This window comes from Pseudanabaena biceps PCC 7429 (assembly GCF_000332215.1).
GTDB lineage: Bacteria > Cyanobacteriota > Cyanobacteriia > Pseudanabaenales > Pseudanabaenaceae > Pseudanabaena > Pseudanabaena biceps.
This window is the reverse complement of sequence record NZ_ALWB01000279.1, coordinates 1-5,970: the sequence shown is the minus strand read 5'-3', so window position 1 is coordinate 5,970 and position 5,970 is coordinate 1. Positions and strand designations below refer to the sequence as shown.

Annotated in this window: 5 protein-coding genes; 2 read left to right on the top strand and 3 right to left on the bottom strand. The window is 42.8% G+C overall.

All coding sequences use genetic code 11. The features are described from left to right. Positions 1 to 143 precede the first annotated feature (143 nt). Positions 144 to 896 carry a leucine-rich repeat domain-containing protein gene (locus PSE7429_RS20685; protein WP_009629308.1) on the bottom strand — a complete coding sequence of 251 codons (753 nt, stop codon included), beginning with the start codon at positions 894 to 896 and terminating at the stop codon, positions 144 to 146. A gap of 78 nt (positions 897 to 974) precedes the next feature. Here PSE7429_RS20685 and menH point away from each other — a divergent pair, with 78 nt between their 5' ends. Then, positions 975 to 1,811 (top strand): 2-succinyl-6-hydroxy-2,4-cyclohexadiene-1-carboxylate synthase, encoded by an 837-nt coding sequence (gene menH / locus PSE7429_RS20680; protein WP_009629307.1) that lies wholly within the window; start codon positions 975 to 977, stop codon positions 1,809 to 1,811. A 134-nt stretch (positions 1,812 to 1,945) separates the two neighbouring features. Here menH and PSE7429_RS20675 read toward each other — a convergent pair whose 3' ends face one another. Both PSE7429_RS20675 and PSE7429_RS20670 read right to left on the bottom strand, forming a co-directional pair. Continuing rightward, positions 1,946 to 3,229, bottom strand: coding sequence for a glycoside hydrolase family 10 protein (locus PSE7429_RS20675; RefSeq protein WP_009629306.1), 1,284 nt, complete (start codon positions 3,227 to 3,229; stop codon positions 1,946 to 1,948). Between the two features lie 117 nt (positions 3,230 to 3,346). Beyond that, positions 3,347 to 3,832: a globin family protein gene (locus PSE7429_RS20670; RefSeq protein ID WP_009629305.1), complete on the bottom strand. Its 486-nt coding sequence runs from the start codon at positions 3,830 to 3,832 to the stop codon at positions 3,347 to 3,349. A gap of 409 nt (positions 3,833 to 4,241) precedes the next feature. Between PSE7429_RS20670 and PSE7429_RS20665 the strand changes: the two genes are divergently transcribed. Beyond that, positions 4,242 to 5,906, top strand: a complete 1,665-nt coding sequence (locus tag PSE7429_RS20665) for an NB-ARC domain-containing protein (RefSeq protein ID WP_009629304.1) — start codon at positions 4,242 to 4,244, stop codon at positions 5,904 to 5,906. Positions 5,907 to 5,970 lie beyond the last annotated feature (64 nt).

Below are 5,970 nucleotides of genomic sequence, written 5' to 3'. Positions count from 1 at the left end.
ACCCTTTCTCACAGCCCAGAATTAAAAGCCTTGCTACGCAAGGCTTTTAATTTTGGGCTTTTAAAATTTGCCAGCTTAACCCGAACTGACGTTAATAAGGGTTTGAAAAACTAAAAATGGCGTAGCTTTTTTTAGTTTTGGTATTAGATTAAGATCATGCCGTTTTTTAAGTCGCTCAGGGAAGATACATCGATCGCATTACCCCTTAAATCAAGTCTTTCCAGCTTTTTAAGGTTCATAATTTCGGGAGGCAGAGATGTAAGCTGATTGTAGGATAAATCCAATTCGGTAATATTTTCGAGCTTACCGATCGCAGGGGGAATACAGGTCAATTTATTATGACCGAGGTAAAGATCGGTAAGATTTGTCAAGTAGCTAATTTCACTTGGTAAAGTTGTTAAATTATTTTTCCGTAAATCCAACTCAATCAAATTGTTTAGATAGGCAATTTCTAAAGGTAGGCTTTCAAGTTCATTTTCGCTAACATCTAACCATGTTAAAAACTTGAGCGAGCCAATCTCCGCAGGCAAGCTTTTTAAGCAATTGTTATTTAGGCTAAATCTGGCGAGCTGCGACAATTTACCTAGATTCGGCGGCAGTTGCGTAATGCGGTTTTCGGCTAAGTTGAGAACCGTGAGATTTTTGAGATACAAAACTGCATTGGGAATTGTGCTCAAGTGATTAGATTCTAGATAGAGCCAAGTTAGTTGTCGCAAATTGGCGATCGCATCTGGGAGAGATGTTAATTCATTCTCGCTGAGGTAGAGCCAAACTAAATTGGTCAATTTGCCAATCTCTTCAGGAACTGTGGTCATTTGGAGGTCGCTAAGATAAAGAGATGTGGCTTTAAAAGCTTTGGCATTCTCAATCTCTTTCAAAATTTCCTGATCTTTCATAATCTTGCTTAGATGTTTTGGTGATGGGATTGAAGTAATGGGATTAAGCAATGGGTTTCAAGTAATGGGTTTTCAAGGATGGAATTAAAAATACAAATCGATAATTATTTTTTTAGCTACTATGCAGAAGGGGATTCCCACAATCCACCAATCTTGTTTTTGCATGGATTTATGGGCGATCGCTTTGAATTTACGCAAACGATGTCAGTCTTATCAAAACGATATTATTGTGTAGCGATCGATTTGTTAGGGCATGGTAATACAGAAGTTATCGATCGCCAAAAGGATCGAGATGACAACTACACAATACAATCCACCGCTAATTTTGTCATCAAATTTTTGGATTTACTTCGTATAGATCGCTGCTTCTTGGTTGGTTATTCCATGGGAGGAAGATTAGCTCTATATCTTGCGCTCCATTTTCCACAGTATTTCTCTAGAGTTGTCCTCGAATCCGCATCCGCTGGCTTGAGTGCGATCGAAGAAAGGAGCGATCGCCTATCTAGGGATCGACAACTCGCCGCCAAACTGGAAACTGAGGATTTTAAAGCGTTTCTAGAAAAATGGTATCAACAACCTATTTTTGCTCATCTGCGATCGCATCCCAATTTTGAGCGGATGCTTGAGCAACGATTGCATAACTCGCCCACGCAACTCGCCAAATCTCTACGCAATCTCAGCACGGGGATGCAACCCTCATTGTGGGAAAAGCTACCGACCAATCAGATCCCATTACTGCTGCTAGTTGGCGAACTAGATTCTAAGTTCTTGCAGATCGCTCGACAAATGACACAAAGTACCAATCTTGCCCAGTTAGAAGTTATCGCTGACTGCGGTCATAATATTCATTGGGATTATCCGCAGTTATTCACGGAGAAAGTACAAACTTTTTTAAATAACGTGAGTTCGGGATAATTTGAAACGGGCTTTGAGAAAGGGTTTGCTACGCAAACCCTTTCTCAAAGCCCAAAAGTAAAAGCCCAAGAATTAGTGGTGAGCGGCTAAGCCGCTCACCACTAATTGTTAGAGGTGGGAAGGGGCGCTATGCCTTAGCTGCCAACGGAAGCAATATTTCTTAAGTCTGGACGGGGTGCAGGTGTTAAAAAGAGGGTCTCAAAGGAGGCATCGCGATTGCCTAGGGTTTCGTAAAAGAAGAAGGAGAAACCATCGAGAGTTAGTTCACGCGCTAGTTTTACCTGTCCTTTGATTTGGCGCATATCGACATTTTGGATTCTTAAACCAGTTAAAATACCCACTGCTACGGGGATCTTATGGCGAATCTCTTGTAATTCTGGACGTTCTAATTCCCTTTTAAAGTTGTCAATATCATCGCGATATACTTGCACGATCAACTCATCGACATATCCTAAATAAACCCAGCTATACCAATCTTGGAGATATTTAATATAGGAAAAGTCTTTAGGGTTGGGGGATAGGGAAATGAGACAGTTGGGTTTAATCGCCCTAACTGCCTTAGAGATCTTCCGCATTAGAGTGGTTAAGAATCTCGATCGCCAACTCATCCATTCAGGATCTTTGAAATCCTCTGGCGGTAGCCTGCCGAAATGATCTTTTTTATATAAAGCGATCGTGTAGTCATCATAGCCAAGTTCAGCAGGCATTCCAAAATGATCGTCCAGTTGAATGCCATCTATATCGTACTTACTAACTACTTCCACAATCAAATCAATCAGGAGTTTTTGAACTTCGGGTCGGGTGGGATTGAGCCAAACCAAACGATGCTGCTCTTTTTCTCCATGAACAAAAACCTGAGAGCCATCTCGACGACGGGTTGCCCATTCAGGATGTTGGCGCATTAACTCTGACCCCTCTTCGGTCATTAGTCCATACTCAAACCAAGGAATTACAGCAAAATTCTGTTCATGTCCGAATTCAATCGCCTCGGCGAGCATATCTCGACTTTGCAACTCAGGTAAAGGCTCTATTTCTACTCCAAAACTATTTTTAGCTACTTGACTGGGGTACAGGGTGTATCCACCGTTCCAAACTGTGGGATAGAGAGTATTAAAATTGAGACGCTTTAATCTTTTGATAGCTTTATGCAGCCCTTGCTTGGATAACAAAACATCGCTATCAACGTTAGTTAACCAGATACCGCGTAATTCATTACCATTAACAGGTCTAATGGGGGGCGGGGCTTGCGTGGGGGACTGCGTTGATTGCTCGATGCTGTTGCTCGCAGTATTACCAGAAGGAGTCTGCGCAGCAACCCAAAAAGGGAAATTAATCGTTAATGCGATCGCTAGCCCTAAGAATGTTAAGACGAGGAGGCGAAGGCGGATTTGCCAAGACCCAAAATTAATTTTCCCCATAACAAACGAGCTAGTTAAGCTCTCACTCCTCACATTCAGGCTTCAATTTTTGCAAACTTATTGTATAACAACCGAAAAAAACATCAAAGACATGATCAATGATGCTATTAACATTTTTTAATTAGTTTTTAACTGAGATCCCAGTAAATTGCGATTTATCTCCAAAATAGGACAGAGGAGCGCGGCAACATCTTTGGGCAAAAGATCCCTAACCACGTCCTGCATGACCAGATAGGTGATATTACAGGCTTCCTGTGCACCGAAAGCCTGCATGATCGTTTGAAACCAGTATAAAAACTGTTGTCGCAACAGCTCTGGATCGTCCAGTAAAACCGTCATCGCGGAATGGCGCAGTACCCGTAATGTGTCCTGTTTCCATTTATTTTGAAGATCTTCCCCTTTTGGAAATAGCAATTTAGGATAGGAAGTTTGTAGCTTTGCCAACACTAAATTGACAATCTCAAATTCTGCGGCTTTGATCGAACGATAAGCCTCAACCCTCGTATCGAAAGAAGAAATATAGGAATCCATGAACTCTAATTCAGTATCGCTGGCATAGCGCCCATCAACCACTGTTCCTAGTTGTTGCAGCTTACTTAACATATTAAAACTACACTTGTAAATGACATTTACGTATATTGATATAAGTGGCTAGACATAATTAAAACCCAGAGTTGAAATCTATAGTGCAGGCGCGTAGCCTGAGCCTTAGTTTTTGGGGTTTTGTATTTAATTGCACCTAGCTACTTGGTAGTTTTCATTTTACTGTAGACAAAATGAAAACTAAAAAACTAACTGGGACTAGCTGAGATTATCTTTAGTTTTTAGGGGAGTAGGTACTCTTTTGACAATGCTATATCTACGATTTTATACGGATCTTAGCTGGAAACTATCCGCCACTTTAAGCATTATGTCTAGGGATTACCTTTTTTTTGTTACGATTCAGATAAATCGATAAACAATCGATAGCCAAGACACACATCTATGCGATCGATCGCTGCCATATTCTGTCATGTTATCTGACAATGAGCACATTGAAGGGCTGTTCCCAGAAGCGGCACAAAGTTGGGACTTAAATCGCCTATATGCCGATTTACAAACTGCTAGTGGCAAAGAGATCAAGCCTGTGGAAAAAGCTTGTCTACGGGGGTTGCTTTGTCGTTATCGTCCAGGGCAGCTTGCTTTTAAGCTGACTTGGACTTCGGGGGCTTTGCGGGTGGAATTAAATAAGGGGCTATATCGATCGCTAGAGGCGATCGCTGATCAACCAGTTAATACTTTGCGTTGGGAAAAGGTTCCTGAATGGTTGGAAGCTAAGGGTTATAAAACTGCGCAGCGTCAGAGCGATCGGCGCTTACATAGTCCCAGCAACACCCAAACTATTCCTGCGGCAAATTTAGCCGATTGGGGTGAGGCTCCTAATATTCAGACATTTTACGGACGAGTAGACGAAATCGCCAAGTTAGAGAAGTGGATCGTCCGCGATCGCTGCCATTTACTTGCCATTTGTGGGATGGGTGGTATTGGTAAGACAGCCCTAGCCGTAAAGTTGGTTGAGAATATTCAATCGCAGTTTGATTGTTTTATTTGGCGATCGCTACGCAGCGCCCAGCCCACGGCACAATTAATCGCCGATCTATTACAATTTCTCGATCATTCTCAGCATACTGGTTGTAGTACTTCTGATCTATTAGAGGTTTTGCGTCAGAAACGTTGTTTAGTTGTGCTGGATGACTTTGAAGCGACATTACAGGATGGCGAGCTAGTGGGAGCCTATCGTCAAGGTTGCGAAGACCATGCGGAACTCTTGCAGCGGGTAGGTTCAGAACGCCATCAAAGTTCCTTAATCCTAATCGGACGCGAACAGCCTAAGGAAATCTCGATGCACCAAGGGGAAGATCAGCCGATTCGCTATTACAAGGTGAATGGATTGCAGAGACAAGGTGCTTTTGAATTGCTCCGAGCAAGGGGATTTACGGGAACGGAGAATGGGCTAGAGGCGCTAGTGCAGCAATATCGCGGCAATCCATCCGCCTTACGGATTGTCTCGGGCACGATTCAAGAATTATTTAATGGGAATGTTTCAGAGTTTCTCAAACAAACGGCTCTAGCTCTTGGGGATGTATTGCGCACTCTTCTCTATCAACAGTTTGAACGGCTCTCTCAGTTGGAAAAAGATGTGCTGTATTGGCTAGCCATCAAGCATCGTCCAGTATCGCTTTCATCGCTGCGATCGGAAATGAATTTACGAGCCTCTGGTTCTGAATTAATCGATGCGTTAGAGTCCCTGCGTTGGCGATCGCTGATCGAAAAGGTCTCGGAGCAAGGCGAAGTAATGTTTCTCCTAGAGCCTGTGGTTCTCAAATATGTCAATCGGCAATTTGTCGATGAAGTAAGTAAAGAAATCATTGCGATCGCCACTCAACAAAATCTCAAATCCATCGATCTATTACAAAGTCACGTCCTTGTCGAAGATCGTGCCCCCGACTCGATTCGGGCGATGCAGATTCGCCTAGTTCTCAAACCAATTAAAGACAAGCTAGCGAAGGCGATCGCGCAAAATAATATTGAATTGGAGTTTCTCAGGGAACGTCTCGCCAGTCAGTACCAAGGTCAACCGACAGAGATTGAAAGCTATAGGGAAGCTAATCTAGCCCTGATTGGATTATGGTGGTAAGTAAGTGGGCTTAATTAAACATAATCCAGATCTAAAACCTGCGGCGCACGCTGCGCGTGCGCCG